Origin of the sequence: Bradyrhizobium sp. 139, from assembly GCF_023074175.1 — a bacterium.
Classification (GTDB): Bacteria; Pseudomonadota; Alphaproteobacteria; order Rhizobiales; family Xanthobacteraceae; genus Bradyrhizobium.
The window spans coordinates 40,893-62,913 of record NZ_JADPKS010000167.1 but is presented as its reverse complement, the minus strand read 5'-3'; the positions used below and the strand labels follow the sequence as shown (position 1 = coordinate 62,913).

Sequence of the window (22,021 nt, the reverse complement as noted above, 5' to 3'; positions counted from 1 at the left end):
TCTCCGCCGGCTGCCGCACCGCCGCGCCCCGCAGCGCCGCCTCCGCCACCACCTTCGGCCCGTCCGGCTCCGCCACCTCCGCCTGCCGCTCCGAAGCAGCCGTCGCCGCCCCCGGCCGCGGCCCCGCAGCAGCACGCCCCGACACCGCCCCCTGCGGCTCGACCGGCTCCCACGCCGCCACCATCGCCTCCGGCCGCGGCTCCGCAGCAGCACGCACCGACGCCGCCTCCGGCCGCTCAGCCGCACACATCGGCACCGCCGCCTGCAGCGGCTCCTCAGGGTCGTCCTGCGCCCGCGCCCACAGCAACGCCGTCTCCTGCGCCTGCAGGGCCGACGGCGCGACCGGGCGCGCCCGGTCGCGCCACCACACCTGCGCCTACAACCACACCTTCACCGACAGCAACTCCTGCGCCGACCGCGACGCCGGCTCCGGGCAGCACGCCTGGCGTGCCGCCCGCCGGACGCCCCGGTACGCCGCCGCCCGGACGTCCCGGCGCGCCTCCGGCCGCGGGATCGCCGGCACCGGCTCCAAGTGCCACGCCCGCTCCAACGACGACACCCGCGCCAGGGGCCACCCCGACGCCGCCGTCCAGCCGTCCGGGTCCCGCACCGGGCACAACGCCCGCACCCGGCGCAACCCCCGCTCCGACAGCGACACCGGCTCCCGGCGGCGCTGTCACGCCGCCGTCTGGGCGCCAAGGTGGAACTCCTCCTGCGGGCGGGCCTGCTGCCGGAACTCCGCCCGCCTCACCGCAGGCCGGTGTCCCGGCTCGGCCCACGCCCCCGCCCGGCGCCGCAGCGCCGAGTGTCGTTCCAGCCACGCCAGCCGCAGCGCCACCGCCCGACAGGGCGCAATACGCTCCGCCGACCGTCGCTCCCGCGTTCCGGGCTGCGCCTACGGTCGCAGCACCGCTGCCGCCACCGCCGCGTCCGCCACAGCGTGACCTGACGCCGCTCGCGATCGGTGCAGGTGTCGTCGCCGGCGCTGTGATCGGCGCCACCATCGCCGACTACCGCAACCAGCGACACGAGACCATCGAAGGCGGCCGCACCGTCTACACCGAGCCGGACCGCATCATCATCCGCGACCCGGGTGGGCAGACATACGTCCGCGGCAACGATCTCTATCGCTTCCGCTATGGCGCCCGCGACATCCGCACCGACACTGTCGGCGGCGATACCCGCACTGTCGTGATCCGTCCCGACGGCAGCGAGATCATCACTGTTGTCGGTCCGGACGGTCGGTTGCTGCGTCGAATCCGCAGGGACCCCGGCGGGCGCGAGCTCATCATCATCGACAACAGCTACCGCGATCCGCGGTCGGTCGGCGGCTTTTATGTCGACGCGCCGCCTCCGGTCGTCAACATTCCCTACGATCGCTATATCGTCGACGCCCAGGAGGCGTCGCCGGACGTGATCTACCAGACGATGGTGGCACCGCCGGTGCAACGGATCGATCGTCGCTACACGCTCGACGAGATCCGCTACAGCCCCAATGTTCGCATGCAAATGCCGAGCATCGACCTCAACACGATCAACTTCGAGACGGGATCGTGGACCATCCCACCGGACCAGGCGGCGAAGCTGCAGTCGATCGCCGACGGTCTCAACCGAGCGATCCAGGCCAACCCGCGCGTGGTGTTCCTGATCGAAGGTCACACCGACGCGGTCGGCAACGACGTCGACAATTTGTCATTGTCGGACCGTCGTGCGCAGTCCGCGGCCGAATTGCTGACCCAGCAGTTCGGCGTGCCGGCTGAGAACCTGACCTCGCAGGGCTACGGCGAGCAGTATCTGAAGGAGCAGGTGCAAGGGCCGAGCCTGATCAACCGGCGCGTCACCGTCCGCAACATCACGCCGTTGCTCAACGGTGGACAGGCCTCACTGCCGCCGCCCCCGCCCGGCACCGCGCCGCCGCGCTGAGGCGACACCCAAATGCAAATGGCCGGGAGCGATCCCGGCCATTATTGTTTGTCTGCTTTGTAGCCTGGATGGAGCGAAGCGAAATCCGGGATCTATCGCTTGGTGAGAAAGTCCCGGATTGCGCTTCGCTCCATCCGGGCCACGAACGCAGCCTCAGTCCTTGTCGCTCTCGAGCCTGAAGATCTGCGCGCCTTCGCTGCCCGACAACAACCCCGTGTCCGTGTAGAGCTTCAGCTTCGTCCGCGTGTCGGCGATGTCGAGATTGCGCATGGTGAGCTGGCCGATACGGTCGGCCGGCGTGAAGGGGGCGTCCTCGACCTTCTCCATGCTGAGCCGCTCCGGCGCATAGGTCAGGTTGGGGCTCTCGGTGTTGAGGATCGAGTAATCGTTGCCGCGGCGCAGCTCCAGCGTGACCTCGCCGGTGACGGCGCGCGCGACCCAGCGCTGCGCGGTCTCGCGCAACATCAGCGCCTGCGAATCGAACCAGCGGCCCTGATAGAGCAGGCGGCCGAGGCGCATGCCGCTGATGCGGTACTGCTCGATGGTGTCTTCGTTGTGGATGCCGGTGACGAGGCGCTCATAGGCAATGTGCAGCAGCGCCATGCCGGGCGCTTCATAGATGCCGCGGCTCTTGGCCTCGATGATGCGGTTCTCGATCTGGTCGCTCATGCCGAGCCCGTGGCGGCCGCCGATCGCATTGGCTTCCAGGAACAATGCGACGGGATCGCTGAAGGTCTGGCCGTTCAGCGCGATCGGCTGGCCTTCCTCGAAGCGCACCACGACCTTCTCGGCCTTGACGCTGCAGTCGTCACGCCAGAACGGCACGCCCATGATCGGGTTGACGATCTTGATGCCGCTGTCGAGGCTTTCGAGATCCTTGGCTTCGTGCGTGGCGCCGAGCAAATTGCTGTCGGTCGAATAAGCCTTCTCCGCACTCATCTTGTAAGCAAAGCCCTGGACGGTCATGAACGCCGACATTTCGGCGCGGCCGCCGAGCTCATCGATGAACTGCTGGTCGAGCCAGGGTTTGTAGATCTTCAGGCCCGGGTTGGTCAGCAGGCCGTAGCGATAGAAGCGCTCGATGTCGTTGCCCTTGAAGGTCGAGCCGTCGCCCCAGATGTTGACCCCGTCCTCCTTCATGGCAGCGACCAACATCGTGCCCGTCACTGCGCGCCCGAGCGGCGTGGTGTTGAAATAGGTGATGCCGCCGGTCGAGATATGGAAGGCGCCGGACTGGATCGCGGCGATGCCCTCGTGGACGAGCTGCGTGCGACAATCGACGAGCACCGCCTTCTCGGCGCCGAACTCCTGCGCCTTGCCCGGGATCTCGTTGTAGTCGGCTTCGTCGGGCTGGCCGAGATTGGCGGTGTAGGCGTAGCAGCGCGCGCCCTTCTGCTTCATCCAGAGCAGCGCAGCGCTGGTATCGAGACCGCCCGAAAAAGCGATGCCGACTTTCTCACCCTTGGGCAGGCTTTTCAGGATCGTGGTCATGGGGCTTCCAATCGGGTCTCGAAGGGCTGATGGCGTTTCACGGGTTGACCGCGCGAATATCAAATTTCGCCGGTCTCGGCACGCATTATAATGGCTCAGATCGAGGGCTCGGGGCCTATCTTGGGGCCTAGCTTGCGGCCGAACAGGCGCTGGCGAAGCCGGTAGGCGGGCAGGTTCAGCCGGGTCAGGGCGGCATCGACCGCCTCGTCCGAAAACCGCGTTCGCGGCCAGCGGTAAATCAGCGCATAGCCGAACCACATCACGACGAAGGTCACGAGGCCGGCGATCGAGACATCGGTGAAGAAGTGGCCGCCGAAGGCCATCCGCAGCCCGCTGGTCACGAGGCCGAACACAACCGCGCCGGCATAGGCGAGCGGTCGCCACGCCGGCGGCGCCAGCGCGGCGGGCGCCAGCGTCCAGAACGCGGTCGCGCCCTCGCCCGAGAAGAACGAACAATTGCGCGCACAATCGCCGCGCGGATCCCACCACGGCACGAATTGCTGGTCGCCGCCAAACTGCGTCACCACCACCGGACGCGGCCGGCCCCAATAAGTCTTGAAGGTGAGATTGGTGAGGATGCCGGCCGACAGCGTCAATGTCACCAGCAGGAAGATGATTGCACGCCCCGACACCATCAGCGGCCGGTTGGGCCGCACCATCTTGATCACGAGCGCCACGAGCGAGGGCAGCGCGAACGCCCAGGCAATCCACATCGCCGCATCACGCGCAATGCCGGCCCAGCCGCTCAGCTTGAGCGGAAACGTCTTCGTTTCAGGATCGAAGAACAGCGCGGCGAGCTTGAGATCGAGCTCAGGATAGAGGCCGAAAACGACGCCGATCACGAGCCACAGCGCCAGGGCGATGAAAAGTCCAGTCCGGTTCATGGCGCGCGGTTTAGCGGAGCGAGGAGGAGATGGAAACCCCAAGGTGAAGGTAGGAAAGTCACCGCGCATCCGACCTTGAACTCGACGGCAGCGGCGGCGGCGGCATGCGCGGGGGCGGCGGATTGCGCCAGGCGCCGGCGTTGCGGCCCGCGATCAGCCAATAGACGACGCCGGCAACAATTCCTGCGCCGGTCATGATCTCCAAGTGACGCCGCACGATGCCCTCGAACTGCAACGTGTCGGAGTGAAAGGGAATGAGGCCGAGATAGCAGGCGAGCCCGACAACGCCGCCGCCGACGGCGTAGGCGAGCGCGCTGCGGATGTAGAGCGCTTCGGTGATCGCGACGATCACCGCCGCCGGTACCAGCGCGAATCCCGAGACGAAGATGAAGCCGAACCCGAGCAGAATGTCGATCACGCCCTCATCGACCGGACCTGCGCCGAGATCGGCGAACTCCGGAAACAATAACGCGACGACAACGATCATCCCGCCGACAAAACAGGCCGCTAGAAAGCCGATAAAGATGACGATGAGGCGGCCGATCAGGGACATGACGCCACGCTTCGCTGCGCTCGCAATGACGAGGATGCGAGGGCGCGGGCACGCGCACGCATCCTCAATCCGTCATCGCCATGGCGCGCAACGCCTGGCGTTCGCGGGCCGAGAGCTTTTCGGTTTCAGACTTGAGCTGCCCGCAGGCCGCGAGGATATCGCGGCCGCGTGGGGTGCGCACCGGCGAGGAATAGCCGGCATTGAAGATGTATTCGGAGAATTTTTCGATCTGCTCCCAGTCCGAGCATTCATAGGCGGTGCCGGGCCAGGGATTGAACGGAATCAGATTGATCTTGGCGTGAACGCCCTTGAGCAGCTTCACCAGCAGCTTCGCGTCGTCGAGCGAATCGTTGACGCCTTTCAGCATCACATATTCGAAGGTGATGCGGCGCGCGTTCGACGCACCGGGATAATCGCGGCAGGCCTGCAGCAGCTCGGCAATCGGATATTTGCGGTTGAGCGGCACGAGCTCGTTGCGCAGTTCGTCGCGCACCGCATGCAGCGAGATCGCGAGCATGACGCCGATCTCCTCGCCTGCGCGCACGATGTTCGGCACCACGCCGGAGGTCGAGAGCGTGATGCGGCGGCGCGAGATACCGATGCCTTCATTGTCGCCGACGATCAGCAGCGCATCGCGCACCGCGTCGAAATTGTAGAGCGGCTCACCCATGCCCATCATCACAATGTTGGTGACACGACGCGTGCCGTCCTCGCGATCGGCCCAATCATTCAGACGGTCGCGCGCGATCATCACCTGTCCGACGATCTCGCCGGCGGTGAGATTGCGCACCAGCCGCTGCGTGCCGGTGTGGCAGAAGGAGCAGTTCAGCGTGCAGCCGACCTGGGAGGAGACGCAGAGCGTGCCGCGATCGGTCTCGGGGATGTAGACGCACTCGACTTCATGCGCCCTTTCGGCGTTGTCGCCGCTCGGCAGGCGCAACAGCCATTTGCGGGTGCCATCGTTCGAGATCTGCTCGGCCACGACTTCAGGCCGGTCGACGGTGAAATGTTGTGCAAGATCGGCGCGGACATTCTTCGAGACCGAGGTCATCTCGTCGAAATTCTGGGCGCCGCGAAAATAGATCCAGTGCCACAGCTGCTGCACGCGCATCTTGCGCTGGGCCGGCGCGACGCCGATCTCGCCGAGGCGGTCGGCAAGCTCGCTACGCGACAGGCCGATCAGCGACGGCTTGGCCGGCGGCACATAGGTTTCGAGCGGAGTCTTCTCCACCAGTGTTGCGTTGTGCGGCTCGGTCGTCGGTTGCATCAATAGGCCTACGATCACTGCTGTTGGTAGTCGTTATGTCCGGGCTTGACCCGGGCATCCACGTGTTTCGTCAATCGCGGTGGCGCGTGGATGGCCGGGACATTTAGTACGAAGACGCGCTTCGCGCTTTAGCCCAGCCATGACGGCTACACTTTGGAATACGCCTCTATATAGCAACCGGAACCGCCGATTGCGACATCGATACCGCCCGCAGGCTTACCGCCTGCAATCCTGCGAGATCCGGTCGAGTGCCTGGGCAAGCCCCTTCAGCGAGAAGGTATCGGTCGTCTCGGTCCCCTTGGCCGAGACGCCCTTGACCACGAGATCGGCGGATTTGCGCATGGCCTCGACCATCCGCTCTTCCTCGGCCGCATTCTTGATCCAGAGGCCGTCGCCCTGCGTGTACATCGCAAAAGCGGCGCCGCCGACCTCGACCGAGGATTCCGAGCCCGGCTTCAGCGCATAGCCGATCATGACCGAGACTTCGTTGTTCACCTTTTCCGCCGGTCGGGTCGAGACAAAGGCATAAGCGGGATCGCGCGGCCGGTTCGGCGGAATGGTCTTCGACGACGACGGCTTGGCCAGCGCGAAGCAGACCTTCTTGCCGTTGGGCGTGGCCGAATAGGCGCCCCAGGTGCCGAACTGGCCGATCAGGGTCGGCTCGGCGCCGCCTGCAACCGCCGCGGGCGGGGCCACCGGCTTGCTCTCGGGCTTTGCTGCCGTCTTTCCAGTCGTATTGGCCGCCGGCGCAGCCGCCTTCGGCGCGGCTTTGGGTGCCGGTGGCGCCGTCTGCGCCCGCGCGGAATCGGTGATTCCCACGGCCATAACGCCGGTCATCAAGGCTAAAATCAGCACCCGCCACATGCTGGAGTGGTTCCCTCAATATTGTGACTGGAAGATGGCCCGGCCGCGCTTTGTCCCCGTGGCAGGGATAGCCGGGAAAGTTCAATTTGGGAAGGCAGTTAGCGGGTCAGCCTTTGGATCGCGCAGCGCGCTGGTCGGCCCATTGGGCGTCGGTCCAGCCGAGCAAATCCTCGGCGCCGGAGCTGCGCAAATGCGCGCCACCGTCGACCACGACCATCTCGCCATTGATGTAACCGGCGCGGTCCGAGACCAGGAAGCTGGCAAGGTCGGCGAGCTCGCTGTGCTCGCCGGTGCGCCCCATCGGGTTACGCGCGGTCCAGCCTTCGTCGCGGCCCTCGGGACGGAGCTGCCCCGAGGCGCCCGCGGTCGGGAACGGGCCCGGCGCAATCGCGACGGTGCGGATGCCCTTCGGGCCCCACTCCACCGCGAGACTCCTGGTCATCGCCAGCACCGCCGACTTCGCCATTGCGGAGGGAACCGTGAAGGCGCGGCCGGTGATGGTCGAGGTCGAGAGAATCGAGAGCACGACACCGCCATGCTGGCCGTCGATCCAGCGCTTGCCGGCGGCGAGCGTGCAGTACATCGCGCCATGCAGCGTCGGCGCGAGGATCGCGTCCGCGGCACGGAAAGAGAGGTGTTCGCTCTGCGCGACGAATGTCGCGGCGGCGTTGTTGACGAGAATGTCGAGCGGCGCCTCGCGCCAGACCTGCTCCAGCATGTTATCGACGGCAGCGCCATCGCGAATATCGCAAGCGATCGTCGTGACCTTCCCACCGGTCTGCGCGCGCATTTCGCTCGCCGTCGCTTCCAGCCGGTCGAGTTTGCGGCCGCAGATCACGAGCTCGGCGCCGAGCGCGAGGAAGCGGCGTCCCATCGCGGCGCCGAGGCCCGAGCCGCCGCCGGTGACGAGAATGCGTTTGTCCTTGAGCAGACCTGTTTCAAACATCGTTTGAATCCTCGGTGTTTCCACACGCTTGTCATTGCGAGCGAAGCGAAGCAATCCGAAACCCGTCCCGCGGAAATAGTCTGAATTGCCTCGCGTCGCTCGCAATGACGCAAGGATAGGCTTGCGCGCGCCAATAGACAAAGAATCCGGATTGTCGGGCCGCTTCAAATCCGGCAGAACCAGGCAAACTATAATTCCACTCGAAACGTCTCAGGTGCCGCCATGAAAGCCATCCTCTGCTCGCAATATTGCCAGCCCGATGATCTCGTGCTTGCCGACCTGCCGGATCCGGTGGCAGGTCCCGGCGAAGCGGTGATCGCGATCAAGGCGGCGGCGCTGAACTTCTTCGACATCCTGATGATCCAGGGCAAGTACCAGATCAAGCCGCCGTTCCCGTTCTCGCCCGCAGCCGAAGTTGCCGGCGTAATCGAGAGCATCGGCCCCGGCGTGACCGATCTGAAGGTCGGCGACCGCGTCGTTGCGTCCTGCGGCCACAACGGCGCGCGCGAAAAGATCGCGCTGCCCGCGGCATCGATCGTGAATATCCCCGACAATCTCGACTACGACCGCGCGGCCGGCATCATCATCATCTACGGCACCGCGCTGCATGCGCTGGAGGACCGCGCGAGCCCGAAGCCGGGCGAGACGCTCGCAGTGCTGGGCGCAGCCGGAGGCACTGGCCTAGCCGCCTGCGAGCTCGGCAAACTGATGGGCCTGAAGGTGATCGCCTGTGCCTCGTCGGACGAGAAGCTCGAATTCGCGAAAGCACATGGCGCCGAGCTGACGCTGAACTACGGCAAGGAAGATCTGAAGGAAGGCTTGCGGAAACTTACCGGCGGCAAGGGTGTCGACATCATCTTCGATCCCGTGGGCGGCGCCTATGCCGAGCAGGCGCTTCGCTCGATCGCCTGGGAAGGCCGCTTCCTCGTGATCGGCTTTGCCGCCGGCGACATTCCGAAGATGCCGCTGAACCTTGCGCTCTTGAAAGGCTGCGACATCCGCGGCGTGTTCTGGGGCGCATGGACCCGGCTCAACCCGGCCAAGAATCGCGCCAATCTCGAGAAGCTCGTGAAGTGGACGGCGGAAGGAAAAATCTCCTCGCATGTCGACCGTACCTTCCCGCTTGCGCAGACCGCGGATGCGCTGAAGGTGCTTGCGGGGCGTCAAGCCATGGGCAAGGTGATTTTGCATCCGTAAGGATGCAGGCGCCGCCATCGTCATATACACAACTGTCATCGCGCGAAAAGCCGGCGTTGCTAAGCTGCGCCGGCCTTTTCCGCACCGTCGTTTGGTAAAATGTTCTCAACCATTGCCGCCAAAATTGCGGTGCATTCCTCCGCCTTGCCCTAATCAAACCCAAATATCTCCAGATTCGCGCAAACCGCCGTCGCTTTTTGGGCTGATTCAAACTGCGATTTACCGGCTCCAGTTTGCGGGGAACTTCTGGACAACAACAAAAAGACTGAAGCCGAGAACGCCCCTGCGTTGCGTTAATTATGGGGAGCATCACCATGGAGACGACGGCGTACCGTCCGTCCAAGGAATCGAGGGCGTTCGATTCCGATCAAGCTGCATCACATTCGCCCGTTGCGTCCTATATCCGTGCGGGCGCCGCACGGGTCGATCTGTCACCGGACGATCCAATTCCACTATTCCTGTCCGATCCGCTCGGTGCGCCGAACCCACGCGAATATACGGCGCTGGGGTCGCGTCCCCGAGCCAGAATTGTCCCGCGCGTTGTCGCGGCCGTTCTCGCGGCATCCACCCTGGCAATTCTGGCCGTGCTGTTTCAGTCCGACCTTCGCAGCATCTTCGCCGCCGGTGCCGGTGGCTCGGCGGGCGTCGCGCTGGACCAGGCGATGGCGTCGGCTTACGCGCCGGCCATACCGCAGACCCCGCGCGATGATCCGGCGCGCGCGACCGACACAAGGCTGGCGAGCGCGGACGCGCAGGATCTCCCTGCCCCGTCAACGCCGAGCCGCGAAGCAATCGCGACCGCCTATCAGACCGCGTTACTAGCTCAGGCGCCTGCGCCCGACGTCCCGCCGCCTACGCCCCCGCCGCCCGCCAAGACGCTCGATGCCGACACGCTGGCCGGGCTGATGGCGCGCGCGAAGAGCCTGTTGGCGGTCGGCGATATCGTTGCGACGCGCCTGCTGCTCGAACGCGCGGCCAATGCCCAGGATGTAACGGCCGCGTTTCTGCTGGCGCAGACCTATGACCCGGCCGTGCTGGGCACCAGCGACGCACGGCGCATCGCCGCTGACGCGACCGCCGCGCGCGACTGGTACCAAAAGGCCGCGGCACTCGGATCGGCGGAGGCGCGGCAGCGCCTCGCCCAACTTCAGAACTAGAACTCTTTAGGGGACATCATGCGTAACGCTTTGGGAATGGCGGTTGCCGCCATCATGACGATCTGTGCCTTCGCGGCACGCGCCGAGCAGACCGAATATGATCCGGCCAAAGTCTCGGACAGCCTGAAGGCCGTCTTCCAGTTCGGCTCGACCTCGACCAAGCAGGCGCTGAACGCCAACACCGTCACGGTGATCACCGGCACGATCGGCGGCACCTATGTGCAATTCGGCGCCGACTTGGCCTCCGTACTCGACGACGGCAATAAGATTCGTGTGCTGCCGGTGGTCGGCCGGGGCTCGGTGCAGAGCGTCGCCGACATCCTGTTCCTTCAAGGCGTCGATCTCGGCGTCGTGCGGGCCGACACGCTCGACTACCTCGAACGCAAGGGCTTCGCCAAGGACATCAAGCGACAGTTCACCTATGTGACGAAGCTTTACAACGAGGAGATGCAGGTGATCGCGCCGAAAGCGGTCGCGACCCTGAAGGATCTCGAAGGCAAGACGGTAAGCGTCGACTTGCCTAACGGCGGCACCTTCGTCACCGCGCTCACCGTGTTCGAGCGGCTCGGGATCAAGGCGAAATTCGTCTATGTCGAGCAGCGGATCGCAATGGAGAAGCTGAAGGCCGGCGAGATCGACGCCGTCATCGTGGTCGGCGGCAAACCGTACAAGTCGGTCTCGAGCTTCGGCAATGACGGTCGCTTCCATCTCGCGCAAGTGGATTATGCAAAGCCGCTGCAGAGCGATTATCTGCCCGCGACGCTGACCGCCAAGGACTATCCGAACCTGATCAAGGAGGGCGAGAGCGTGGACACCATCGCTGTGCCGGCGGTGCTCGCGGCCTATAACTGGGCGCCCAACACCGAGCGCTACCGCAAGCTTGCGTTGTTCGTGGACGCGTTCTTCACGAAATTCCCGACGCTGCAGAACCCGCCTTTCCATCCCAAGTGGAAGGAAGTCTCGCTCGCGGCACCCCTGACGGGCTGGAATAGATTGCCGGTGGCGCAGCAATGGCTCGACCGTCACGGCGTCGAGCCGGTGACGCGGCAGCGCTTCGAGGCGTTTCTGAAGCAGAGCTCCACGGCCGCGAAGGTGCCCGATGCGGACAAGGAAACGCTGTTCAAGCAATTCCAGGCGTGGGATGCGGAGAAAGTGCGGGCGCAGGCGGGGCCGGAGAGGAAGTAGCGGGGAATTGCGCCATGTGAAGTGGGCGGGCGGCGGCGCGACGCCGTCGCTACCGCTCAACGCTCGGTATTCGGTGGCAGCTTGAAGATCCGCGGGATAATTGATGCCCTGGCTTCGTCAATGGCCGGTCACATCGACACCGATCCTATTGAGCGCCGTTGCCAGTTCATGCGGATTGAATGGTTTTGTGAGTATCTGTAAACGCTCCAGGGCTGCAAATTGTTCGCGCACGTCGTCATTGGCATAACCAGTCGCCAAGACGATCGGTATGTCTGGATACAACGATCGAATCTCCGTAACCAATTCACCACCGGACCTGTCGGGCAGGCCAAGATCGACGATTGCGCCGGCCAAACTGTCCCCGGAATTTTGAACTTTGGTCAGCCCTTCCTTGAAGCTTCCGGCGACCTCCGCCGTCAATCCCCACTCCGCCAACACATCTGCGACAAACGCACTCAACAGGAATTCGTCTTCCACGACGAGAATACGTGAACCGGTCTCCTTCTGGCCGACGTCGCCGTCCAGAAGTTCGCGGATTCGCGCGGCAAGCGCCCCAAACGAAAAGGGTTTCTTGATCAGCTCGATGCCGGGATCAAGACGTCCTTCATGAATGAGGGATTGTCCCGCATAGGCCGTTGTAATCAAAACCTTCAGTGAAGGTCGGCTTGATTGGGCGCGATCAGCTAGAGTCTTGCCGTCAATTTCACCCGGCAGGCCCAGATCGGTGAACAGAAGCGCTATCTCAGGCTTCGTTTGAAGGATATTTAGCGCGGTTTCCGCGTCGGCAGCTTCGTACACGAGGTAGCCTAACTCCAGCAAGCTGCTGACGGTGTAGTTGCGCACGTCCTCCTCGTCTTCAACCACGAGAATTGTCTCACCCGAACGGGCAACTCGAATTTGCAGCTGATTTTCTGCGAGCGTTTGCTGCTGAGTGACCGCCAGACCAATACCAGGCGAGGCCAGGTTGGGTTTTGCGATGGCCGGAAAAAAAATCTTAACCGTCGTCCCGACGTTCGGCTGGCTGAAAAGCCTGACGTGCCCGTCGCTCTGCTTCACAAAACCATAAACCTGACTTAGTCCCAACCCTGTTCCCCGCCCATCATTTTTGGTCGTAAAGAACGGCTCGAACGCGTGATCGAGCACGTCTGGCGTCATTCCCATCCCGGAATCGGTTACTGAAATAAGGACGTGCGGTCGGTTGCCAAATTCTCCGTCGTCGGGGCCGGCACGCTCAACATTGGCAGTTTCGAGGATGAGGTTGCCTCCCGAGGGCATCGCGTCTCGCGCGTTAACCGCGAGGTTTAGGATGGCTGCTTCTAACTCAGTCGGATCGGCTTCTATACCCCAGACATCCTGGCTGATCTTTGCCTGGATGTTGATTTTCTCGCCGAGCGTGCGCTGAAGCAAATCCGAGACTCTCAAAATCACTTCGTCTGGGTTCAGCAGCCGAGGCTCAAGCGGCTTTCGCCGCGCAAATGCAAGCAGGCGCTCGGTCAGCACGGCAGCTTGCTGTGCGCCTCGGGTGGCATTTTCGAGCGCGCGCGTCAGCGCGGGATCCACATTTGCGAAGCGCCGTCGGGCGCTTTCCAGATTGCCGAGTACGACCGTCAAATGGTTATTGAAATCATGCGCAATACCCGCCGTCAGACGGCCGACCGCCTCCATTTTCGCTGTATGCCGAAGCCGCTCCTCGATGGCCCTCCGCGCCGAAATATCCCTGATGGTCGCGAGCCGTGCTGGCCGATGGTCCCAGATCGTCTCGACGACTCGAATTTCAGCATCAATTTGATCGCCGCCCGGCCTGTGAATAGCGATTTCTGTCATGTCACCGGCGACAAATGGAATTCCAATTGGAGAACCGGTCAATGACGCCGAGGACCTACCGAAGATCTGCTCTGCGGCGGGATTGGCGAAAAGTACAACACCCATTTCGTCAACGACGATGATCCCATCGGCGTTTTTCTCGATGAGAAATCTGATCTCTGCATGATCGATGTTGGGACCCGTCATACTTGTGCCGATTTCAATGCGACTAGCGGTGCCTCTCCCCGCCCGATCAAGCTCCTTATGGTTTGAAAACATTCGGCGCCCCCTTGAAGGGATCGCCGAGGTGCATGCCGGCGCCGTCGATCGTGAACCGTCGAATCTCCTTGGCATGCTCGCTGCCGCGCATTTTCAGCACCATAAGACCACGGTGCATTGTCTCCTGCTCCTGGATATACCGCAGCAGAATGATCGAATCGGTGAGAGTGGAGATGTGCTGTTCACTGACGCTCTCGCCGCCAACGAGCGACTTGCTGGTTGCGGTGCACAGTCCGGCAATTTCGCGTTTCTTGATAAAGGATGTCAAACTTATCAAGAACTCTCGGAAACCGGCATCCGGCGCGATTCGCTCCAACGCGGACAGGCTGTCGACTGCAATTCGGTTCGGCTTGAATTCATCAACCAAGCCCTGAATCGTCAGGAGATGATCGGGCAGCCCTTGAGCTTCTGGATAGAGACAGATGATCTTGAGCTTCCCTTCGGCTTCCATCTGCGCGAAATCGGAGCCCCAGCCGCCGGCATTCCGAAAGAGTTGCCCCTTGCTTTCCTCATAGCCAAACAGGATAGCTCTTTCTCCGGCCGCTACCCCGCCGGCGAGAAAATTCGTCACCAGCAGGGTCTTGCCGGTGCCGGTGGCTCCGCTAACCAGCGTTACGCTGTCGCGGAAGAGGCCACCGCCACACATCTCGTCGATCGCGGGATTGCCGCTCGTCACCCGCACCGTGCTCGACTGCTGTTCGAGCCGAAGCGAAGATAACGGGACGGCGACCACGCCCTGACTGGCAAGCAAGGTAAATGGTGCCTCGCCTTCAGCGTGATGGCTACCGCGCATCTTCAGCACTTCTATGGTGCGGCGGCGTTTCTCGCGATGAAGGACGTTGCGCAGGATCACGACATTGTCGGCGACGAACTCTTCGAGCCTGTGGCGTGTAATCTCGCCATACTCGCTATTGCGCTCGGCAGTCATGAGGACCGTGAGACCTGCTTTCTTGAGGGCGGTGCTGATATGGAACAGCTCCCGGCGCAGGATCTTTGGATCACCAATGAAGTGATCGAACAATTGGGTTAGCGAATCCAGAACCACTCGCTTGGCATCGACGTTCTTTACGGCATGCTGGATCCGCGACAGCAGACCGGCGAGATCGAAATCGCCGATTACCAGTTCCTCGCTGGCGGGAGGACTTGCATCGACGAAAGCCAGTCGACCGTTCCTGCGCCACTTTGGAAGATCCCAGCCGAAACCGCGCATATTGGCTTCGATATCCGCCGGAGGCTCCTCGAAGGTCACGAGCACCCCATTTTCGTTGAACGTCGTAATGCCGTGGGCGAGAAACTGCGTCGCGAATACGGTCTTCCCGCTTCCAGGTGTGCCGCTGACCACGGTGGTTCGCGCCCGTGGCAGCCCACCCATAACGAGTTCATCGAACGCCTCGACCCCGGTTTTTACTCTCTCCAAGACGCCGGTTACGTCGACGTCATCCTGTGCAGTCATGGACTGTTTCCTTCTGCCTCGATTCCGAGAAATCCAAGGATCCGTTTCTTGTCGCTGAGATCGCCAATTATCCGCCGTGGCCGTCCGGATTGTTCAAAGGAAAGCGTCGGGGTGGCGATTACTCCGGCCTGCTCGGCAAGCTCCGGCTGGCGCAGCACATCGATGGTCTCAACGCTCCACGATTCGCCGAGCGAGGCTCTCAGACTAAGAAGATTTTGTTCTGCCCGCCGAGAGCTGGCCGATTTCCCGGCGATGTACAGTCGGAGCACGAGTTCGGCCACGGGGCTTCGCCTTATGATGGACCGTCGCGCGGCGCTGCGGAGCGCACCGTCCCCCGCGGCGGTTCGGGGGACGGAAAGCCTCATCTAAATGACGCGATGAGTGGTGCAGGAAACAACAGGCTCCATTGCTGCGCAAGAGAGCGGAAAATACCAAGCTCTTAGTAACGCATCATCTTTCCTGTTCCCGGAAACCGAGCGGAGGGCGGGTGCGTCGTTTGCCACCCAGTGCATCGGCCGTGATGCCGCGCTCACGCGCCCATATGATCGCTGCGCTACGACGGTTGACGCCGATTTTCCGATAGAGCGATGCGATGTGATTTCGTACGGTGTTTTCCGACAGTTTCAGATGCCCGCTCATCTCGATATCGCTTTTTCCTTGGCATATCAGGGCAAGGACTTCGCGCTCTCGCTCGCTGAGAAATTCCAGGTCTTGAGACTGTATCGTTCTTTGAGCCGTCTGGCGGAGACCTCTGAGCTTTTCAATGACATTGCGCGTAAACGATGAGGTATCGGCCAGAACCGATTCGAAAGCCGCCAACAAGTCGCGATTGGCTTCCTTGGTTTCCTGGATCACGCATACGACGGACGACTGGCCATTAATCGTCAAATGGGTAGCCTCCAGGAAACAGTCGATCGCGATCGAGTCAGATTTTTGAAGCGGCAAGACCAGATTCTGCAGTTCGCCGTTCACGCTGCGGCGTGTTTTGTCATCCATCCAAACGATTTGGCCATCGGCATCGACCAGGATGACGCCGCTGTTCAACGCCGAAGCAATTTCTTTCCGTCGCTCGTTCTCGCGCGCGTCATCGCTCACCACCTGGTCCATGGCTGTCCCCTGCGTTGCTTGGATGTGTTGGTATGGTTGGGTCGCGGTACTAACGCCGGCGAAGAAGCATGGTTCCTTTCCACTAAGTCACTGGTAGTTATGTGCCAATTGGCACCTGCCGTGATCGAATTTGTGGACACCGGCGCAGATGCCATCGCAAGAATCATCTCTCACGGGCCAATCTACGACCGACAAGCGACCTGTCAGGCTGGAGCAGGCTGCCGGTGGCGCAGCAATGGCTCCTCGGCTGTCATCGCGTCGAGCCGGTGGCGCGGCAGCGCGTCGAGCGCTTCCTCGCGGCGGCAAAGGCGCGCGAGGCGGATGAGGAAACGGAATGACGGCAGAAACACATGGCCGGCGCTACAGCACAATCTCTGCCTTCTCCACTTCGCGCTTCAGCTTGGCGCGGGCGGCTTCGCGGTGCTCGGTCGTGATGTGGCTGGCGACCATGCGAATGGCGGTGGCAAGCACGGCGGCGTCATCGGTGAAGCCGAGGATCGGCATCACGTCGGGGACGAAATCGAACGGCAGGATGAAATAGGCGATCGCCCCGAGCAGCGACGCCTGGACATGGCGCGGCGTCTGCCGGTCGAACGCGCAGTAATAGGCCGCGAGCAGGTCTTCCGCGAACGGCAGCTGCGCGGCGACGCGCTTCAGCTTGCGCCAGAAGCGGCGGCGTACGCTCTCACGATCCTCCGCGAGCCGATCGGCCGGCTCGAAGCCGACGCTGTGTTCGGCAGCCATGTTCGACAACCTCCCCGTTCAGCCCAGGGGCGGCTGATCGCCGCATCTCCTGCTGATCACAACATGGGGATGCGGCCGGTCCCCGCAAGACGTCAGGCGGGTGTCAGCTTCGCGATCGTGTTCATCGCCTTGGCGAGCTCGATATCGAACTTGGTGACGCCGCCGGCGTCATGGGTCGACAGCACCACCTCCACCGTCTTGTAGACGTTGCGCCATTCGGGATGATGATCCATCTTCTCGGCGACCAGCGCCGCGCGGGTCATGAAGCCGAACGCCTCGTTGAAATCCTTGAAGACAAAGGTCTTCCCGATCGCATCGCGGCCTTGGACGTCGCCTTGGACCTGCCTTTGGACCTCGGTCCAGCCCGGTAGTCCACTCAGCGCCTGCTTGCGTGCTTCCGCCGTCAGCCGCTCTGCCATGATTGCCTCCGTTTTCAGGGGAACTTTACCCTAACACGGTGCATATGGCCCGGGTTCATACGGGATTTCGTCCATCCGCTAACCATGACCGAGATGTAACCCCGCCGGACAGGAAATTTGCTACAATTGCGGGTGTAAGCCGGGCCGAGATGAAACTGGGCCTCAAGCGCCTGTTCGGGAGATCGATGACCGGGGGATTGGACCTTGCCGAAGCGCCCACCCCTCCTTCGCCGCGATCAGCGGCGCGGAAGACGGCGCTGGTGACCCTCGCGCTGGTGCTTGCGATCGTTGGCGCGCTCGCCGGCGGGTATTATTTCGCGATGCGCCCGGTGACGCTGAAGATCGCGGTCGGCCCTCCCAATAGCGATGACATCAAGGTCGTGCAGGCGCTGACGCAGGCTTTCACGCAGAACAAGAGCTCTGTGCGGCTGCGGCCGATTCAGACCGACGGCGCCACCGCCAGCGCCGTTGCACTCGCCGAAGGCAAGGCCGATCTCGCCATCGTGCGCGGCGACGTCGATGTGCCGAAGAACGCACAAGCGGTCGCGACCCTGCGCAAGAACGTCGTGGTGCTGTGGTCGGTGCCCGGCAAGGGCAAGAAGAAGGGCGCGAAGATCACCAAGATCGCGCAGCTCGCCGGCCATCGCGTCGGGGTGATCGGCCGCACCCAGGCCAACGTCAATTTGCTCAAGGTGATCCTCCAGCAATACGGGGTCGATCCCGCCAAGGTCGAGGTCATACAGTTCCCGGCCAATGAAGCCGCCGAGGCGATCAAGGCCCAGAAGGCCGATGCCTATCTTGCTGCCGGCCCGGTCAACAGCAAGATCACGTCAGATGCGATCGCGGCTTCCGCCAAGGACAGCGGCACACCGACCTTCCTCGCCATCGATTCTGCGGACGCGATCGCGCAAAACCATCCGGTCTACGAAGCATCGGAGATTCCCGCCGGCACCTATGGCGGCTCGCCCGATCGCCCCGACGACGAGGTCAAGACCATCAGCTTCTCGCACCACATCGTGGCGCGCAAAGGTGTGTCCGATACCACCATCGCGGCGTTCACGCGCCAGCTCTTCGCCGTGCGCCAGCAATTGGTGGCGGAATTCCCGCTGGCGGCGAAGATCGAGACGCCCGACACCGACAAGGATGCCGTGATTCCCGTGCATCCGGGCGCGGCCGCCTTCGTCGATGGCGAGGAAAAGACCTTCCTCGACAAATACAGCGATTACATCTGGTGGACCCTGATGGCGCTCTCGGCGATGGGCTCGATCGGCGCCTGGTTCGCGGGCTACCTGAAAAAGGACGAGCGCAACAACAACAATCATCAGCGCGAACGCCTGCTCGACATGATCGCGACGGCACGCAAGAGCGAAACGACCGAAGAGCTCGACCAGATGCAGACCGAGGCCGACGAGATCCTGCGCGACACGCTGCGCTGCTTCGATCACGGCGCGGTCGAGGAAGGCGCGCTCACGGCGTTCAACATCGTGCTTGACCAGTTCCACACGGCGGTCGCCGACCGCAAGGCCGTGCTGTTCAGCATGCCGCAGAACCTGCAACGCGCGGGTGCGCAGTTCAGGGCCGCCGGCAACGCGTAGCCGCTCACGCCCGTAATCGCTGCGTCACATTGCCTCAATATAGCTGTTGCTGTCACTCCGGGATGGTCGAAGGACCAGACCCGGACTCTCGAGAGTCCGGGTCGCGCTTTGCGCGCCCCGGAATGACAGCGCGAGTTGCACGAGACATTCAGCGAACCGGTTCATGAATCTCAAATTTTCCCGCCGCCGTTTCCTTGCCACGAGCGCCGGTGCGCTCGGCGCGATCGCAATGCCCCATCTCTCGCGCGCGGCCGACCGGCCGGTGGTGACGCATGGCGTGCAGTCCGGCGACGTCACCGTCGATGGCGGCGTGGTCTGGGCGCGCACTGATCGGCCGGCGCAGATGCTGGTCGAGGTGGCGACGACGGAGTCCTTCAAGAACGCCCGTGCGCTGCCGCCGATCGCGGCCCTGCCCGAGAGCGATTTCACCGCCAAGATGCTGATCGAGAACCTGCCGAGCGGACAGGACATCTTCTATCGCGTCCGTTTCCGCGACCTCTCGCACAGCGCGATCGAGGGCGAACCGGCAATCGGCCGCTTCCGCACCGCTCCGGCCGACCGCCGCGACGTCAGCTTCGTCTGGGGCGGCGATGTCGCCGGGCAGGGCTGGGGCATCAATCCCGATGACGGCGGCATGTTCACCTTCTCTGCGATGCGCAAGCACCGTCCCGATTTTTTCCTCCACTCCGGCGACACCATCTACGCCGACGGACCTATCCAATCCGAAGTAAAACTCGCCGACGGCAAGATCTGGAAGAATGTCACCATCCCCGAGAAGGCCAAGGTCGCGGAGACGCTGGACGAGTACCGCGCCGCGCACAAATACAATCTCACCGACGGCAATGTCCGCGCCTTCAATGCCGAGGTGCCGATCTTCGTGCAATGGGACGACCACGAGGTGACCAACAACTGGTCGCTGTCGAAGGAGTTGCCGGCGACCTACAGGGAGCGCGACATCGCGCTGCTGGCCGCGCGCGGCGCATGCGCCTTCCACGAGATGTATCCAATGCGCGAAAGCATCGTCGAGCCAGGCCGGGTCTATCGCCGGATCTCGTACGGTCCGCATCTCGACGTGTTCGTGCTCGACGAGCGCAGTTATCGCGGCCCCAACGGCGCTAATCTCGAGACGGAATACGGAACGGCCAGCTACTTTCTCGGCCCGGACCAGATCGCCTGGCTCAAGCGCGGCCTTCTCAACTCGCGCGCGACCTGGAAGGTGATCGCGTCCGACATGCCGCTGGGTCTCGTCGTCTCAGACACGCCGAAGGGTGGCTCGGAAGCCTTCGCCCAGAGCGATGGCCCGGTGCGTGGCCGCGAGTTCGAGATCGCCGACATCCTGCGCTTCATCAAGATGGCGCCGATCAGCAACACGGTGTGGCTGACCGCGGATGTGCATTACGCCGCCGCGCACTATTACGATCCGAGCAAGGCGCAATTCCAGGAGTTCGAGCCGTTCTGGGAATTCGTCTCGGGCCCGCTGCATGCGGGCACCTTCGGTCCAAATGCGCTCGACAACACCTTTGGGCCGGAGGTGCGTTTCGTCAAAGCGCCGGGCAAGGACAACCAGAACCTGCCGCCGTCCGCGGGCATGCAATTCTTCGGTCACGTCAAGATCGACGGCGCATCCGGCCAGATGACGGTGACCTTGGCGCGACCGCGCCGACGTCGCGCTGTGGTCTACCACGCTCGATCCGAAATTTGCCTGACGCTGGAAGAACGCAGACGAGCGTTCAGGCGCCGCGCGAGCGCAACGCGGCCTCCAGCGCTTCGCTCGAGCAGGGCTTTTGCAGCTGCGGCCGCGCGTTGAATTCGGAAGCGATCCGAGCCTCGGCGCCATAGCCCGTCACGAAGACGAAGGGAATTTGCGCAGCCGCCAGCCGCTCGGCGACGGCAAAGCTTTTCTCGCGGCCGAGCTCGACGTCGAGCAGCACGAAGTCGGGCGCGCGCGCTGTGATGGCGGCCAGCGCCTGCGCCACCGATCCTACGGTGCGCACGCTCTTCACGCCAAATCCGAGCACGCGATCCTCGAAGTCGATTGCAATGATCGGATCGTCTTCGACGATCAGAACATCCGCGGGCATGCCGGCCGATCCGTCCGGGGGAGCAGGTATCATGATGCTGGCTATCGAGCGCTGCATGTTCTCATCCATCGAGGACAGCCTCGTCCCGATGCCTGCGCCCAGAGCATCGGAGGGTTCCCGGAACGAAACTCATCACAGAACAGTTTTCACGTCTGTCCACTTGTGCACGCAGCCAGCGATCGGACCTCGCTCGTGCTGAAAGGAAAGCAGGGGGGTTACGATGGATGCCCGTATCAGCAAGACAATCGAGGTCGGCAGCCGGCCGACCAACAATCTGCTGCGGCGCTTGAGTCCGGCCGATTACGCGCTGCTGGCACCCCACGTCACGCTGGACGACGCCGGGGCCAACGAGCTGCTCTACAATCCCGGCGACGATGTCCAGGTCGTGCACTTTCCCTGCGGGCCGTCGCTCGCGACATTTCTCGTTCCCAACGAGGATGGCCGCGACGTCGAGACCATCCTGGTCGGCCGCGAAGGTGCAGTGGGCGGCATCGTCAGCGAGGGGTTTTTGCCGGCCTATACCCGCATCTGCGTGAAATTCGGCGGACCATTTGCGCGCATTCATGTCGCCAAGCTGGAAGCGGCCAAGATGCGCTCGGCTTCGCTGCGCAACATCTTCGCCCGCTATGCCGACTGCATGCTGGCGCAGATCTTCCAGTCGACCGCCTGCAACGCCATCCACTCCATCGAACAGCGTACGGCAAAGTGGATCATTGCGGCGATGGAGCGGACCGGCGACGAGAGCAGCGTGCCGCTGACGCATGAGCAGCTCGCGACGCTGCTCGGGGTCGGCCGCAGCTATGCAAGCCGTGTGCTCCAGTCGTTCAAGGCCGAGGGCGTGCTCGACACGCGACGCGGCGCGATCCTGGTCCGCAACATCGACGGCCTGCACCTGCGCGCCTGCCTGTGCAACGACGCCGTGAAGATGCACTTCGAGGAGGTGCTGCGAGGGGTCTATCCAACCGAGGAGGCGGACCTCGGCTCGGCGCAAGGCTGATCCGCCCGGCCATTTTGCGATCAGACCGGCGGCGAAGCCCCGGATTGGCTTGGATCGGCCCTAAGTCCCGGGAATT

The 22,021-nt window shown here is 63.2% G+C and carries 19 protein-coding genes and 1 pseudogene; 7 read left to right on the top strand and 13 right to left on the bottom strand.

What is annotated here, in order from left to right:
- A partial coding sequence (locus IVA80_RS35415) for an OmpA family protein (RefSeq protein ID WP_247439747.1) occupies positions 1 to 1,923 on the top strand: 1,923 nt, incomplete at its 5' end.
- Positions 1,924 to 2,076: 153 nt separating this feature from the next.
- Here the strand turns inward: IVA80_RS35415 and argG are convergent.
- The 6 genes from argG to IVA80_RS35385 all read right to left on the bottom strand — a co-directional run bounded on the left by argG (position 2,077) and on the right by IVA80_RS35385 (position 7,928).
- Positions 2,077 to 3,414, bottom strand: a complete 1,338-nt coding sequence (gene argG, locus IVA80_RS35410; protein ID WP_247439746.1) for an argininosuccinate synthase — start codon at positions 3,412 to 3,414, stop codon at positions 2,077 to 2,079.
- 95 nt (positions 3,415 to 3,509) lie between these two features.
- On the bottom strand, positions 3,510 to 4,298 hold the full coding sequence (locus tag IVA80_RS35405) for a phosphatase PAP2 family protein (RefSeq protein ID WP_247439745.1): 789 nt from the start codon (positions 4,296 to 4,298) through the stop codon (positions 3,510 to 3,512).
- Positions 4,299 to 4,356: 58 nt separating this feature from the next.
- Positions 4,357 to 4,851, bottom strand: a complete 495-nt coding sequence (locus IVA80_RS35400; RefSeq protein ID WP_247439744.1) for a hypothetical protein — start codon at positions 4,849 to 4,851, stop codon at positions 4,357 to 4,359.
- A 64-nt stretch (positions 4,852 to 4,915) separates the two neighbouring features.
- Entirely contained in the window at positions 4,916 to 6,118 is a 1,203-nt protein-coding gene (rlmN, locus tag IVA80_RS35395; RefSeq protein ID WP_247439743.1) for a 23S rRNA (adenine(2503)-C(2))-methyltransferase RlmN, read from the bottom strand.
- A 216-nt stretch (positions 6,119 to 6,334) separates the two neighbouring features.
- A complete protein-coding gene (locus tag IVA80_RS35390) occupies positions 6,335 to 6,982 on the bottom strand; it encodes an invasion associated locus B family protein (protein ID WP_247439742.1) in 648 nt (215 codons plus the stop codon).
- Positions 6,983 to 7,088: 106 nt separating this feature from the next.
- The gene (locus IVA80_RS35385; protein ID WP_247439741.1) at positions 7,089 to 7,928 is read right to left on the bottom strand and encodes an SDR family oxidoreductase; all 840 of its coding nucleotides are present in this window, start codon (positions 7,926 to 7,928) and stop codon (positions 7,089 to 7,091) included.
- A gap of 222 nt (positions 7,929 to 8,150) precedes the next feature.
- Here IVA80_RS35385 and IVA80_RS35380 point away from each other — a divergent pair, with 222 nt between their 5' ends.
- The 3 genes from IVA80_RS35380 (at position 8,151) to IVA80_RS35370 (ending at position 11,467) form a co-directional block, all read left to right on the top strand.
- A complete protein-coding gene (locus tag IVA80_RS35380; protein WP_247439740.1) occupies positions 8,151 to 9,125 on the top strand; it encodes an NADPH:quinone oxidoreductase family protein in 975 nt (324 codons plus the stop codon).
- A gap of 314 nt (positions 9,126 to 9,439) precedes the next feature.
- Positions 9,440 to 10,282, top strand: coding sequence for a hypothetical protein (locus IVA80_RS35375; RefSeq protein ID WP_247439739.1), 843 nt, complete (start codon positions 9,440 to 9,442; stop codon positions 10,280 to 10,282).
- Between the two features lie 18 nt (positions 10,283 to 10,300).
- Complete coding sequence (locus tag IVA80_RS35370; RefSeq protein ID WP_247439738.1) at positions 10,301 to 11,467, top strand: TAXI family TRAP transporter solute-binding subunit; 1,167 nt, start codon at positions 10,301 to 10,303, stop codon at positions 11,465 to 11,467.
- Between the two features lie 117 nt (positions 11,468 to 11,584).
- Here the strand turns inward: IVA80_RS35370 and IVA80_RS35365 are convergent, their stop codons facing one another.
- The 6 genes from IVA80_RS35365 to IVA80_RS35340 form a co-directional block, all read right to left on the bottom strand.
- A complete protein-coding gene (locus IVA80_RS35365; protein ID WP_247439737.1) occupies positions 11,585 to 13,549 on the bottom strand; it encodes a response regulator in 1,965 nt (654 codons plus the stop codon).
- Positions 13,533 to 15,002, bottom strand: coding sequence for a circadian clock protein KaiC (gene kaiC, locus IVA80_RS35360; protein ID WP_247439736.1), 1,470 nt, complete (start codon positions 15,000 to 15,002; stop codon positions 13,533 to 13,535). Before kaiC ends, IVA80_RS35365 begins: the two co-directional genes overlap by 17 nt.
- The gene (locus tag IVA80_RS35355; RefSeq protein WP_247439735.1) at positions 14,999 to 15,283 is read right to left on the bottom strand and encodes a circadian clock KaiB family protein; all 285 of its coding nucleotides are present in this window, start codon (positions 15,281 to 15,283) and stop codon (positions 14,999 to 15,001) included. The genes kaiC and IVA80_RS35355 overlap by 4 nt, the downstream gene beginning before the upstream one ends.
- 169 nt (positions 15,284 to 15,452) lie before the next feature.
- On the bottom strand, positions 15,453 to 16,109 hold the full coding sequence (locus IVA80_RS35350; protein WP_247439734.1) for a LuxR C-terminal-related transcriptional regulator: 657 nt from the start codon (positions 16,107 to 16,109) through the stop codon (positions 15,453 to 15,455).
- A gap of 360 nt (positions 16,110 to 16,469) precedes the next feature.
- Positions 16,470 to 16,853: a YkvA family protein gene (locus IVA80_RS35345; RefSeq protein ID WP_247439733.1), complete on the bottom strand. Its 384-nt coding sequence runs from the start codon at positions 16,851 to 16,853 to the stop codon at positions 16,470 to 16,472.
- A 92-nt stretch (positions 16,854 to 16,945) separates the two neighbouring features.
- A complete protein-coding gene (locus IVA80_RS35340; RefSeq protein ID WP_247439732.1) occupies positions 16,946 to 17,272 on the bottom strand; it encodes a 4a-hydroxytetrahydrobiopterin dehydratase in 327 nt (108 codons plus the stop codon).
- 149 nt (positions 17,273 to 17,421) lie between these two features.
- On the opposite strand from IVA80_RS35340, the gene IVA80_RS35335 reads away from it, so the two are divergent.
- Both IVA80_RS35335 and IVA80_RS35330 read left to right on the top strand, forming a co-directional pair.
- Positions 17,422 to 18,867 (top strand): TAXI family TRAP transporter solute-binding subunit, encoded by a 1,446-nt coding sequence (locus IVA80_RS35335; RefSeq protein WP_247439731.1) that lies wholly within the window; start codon positions 17,422 to 17,424, stop codon positions 18,865 to 18,867.
- A gap of 163 nt (positions 18,868 to 19,030) precedes the next feature.
- Positions 19,031 to 20,573, top strand: a pseudogene (locus tag IVA80_RS35330) (alkaline phosphatase D family protein).
- A 24-nt stretch (positions 20,574 to 20,597) separates the two neighbouring features.
- On the opposite strand, the gene IVA80_RS35325 reads toward IVA80_RS35330, so the two are convergent.
- Positions 20,598 to 20,981 (bottom strand): response regulator, encoded by a 384-nt coding sequence (locus tag IVA80_RS35325; protein ID WP_247439750.1) that lies wholly within the window; start codon positions 20,979 to 20,981, stop codon positions 20,598 to 20,600.
- A 187-nt stretch (positions 20,982 to 21,168) separates the two neighbouring features.
- Between IVA80_RS35325 and IVA80_RS35320 the strand changes: the two genes are divergently transcribed.
- Positions 21,169 to 21,945: a Crp/Fnr family transcriptional regulator gene (locus IVA80_RS35320; protein ID WP_247439730.1), complete on the top strand. Its 777-nt coding sequence runs from the start codon at positions 21,169 to 21,171 to the stop codon at positions 21,943 to 21,945.
- The last annotated feature ends 76 nt before the right edge of the window (positions 21,946 to 22,021 follow it).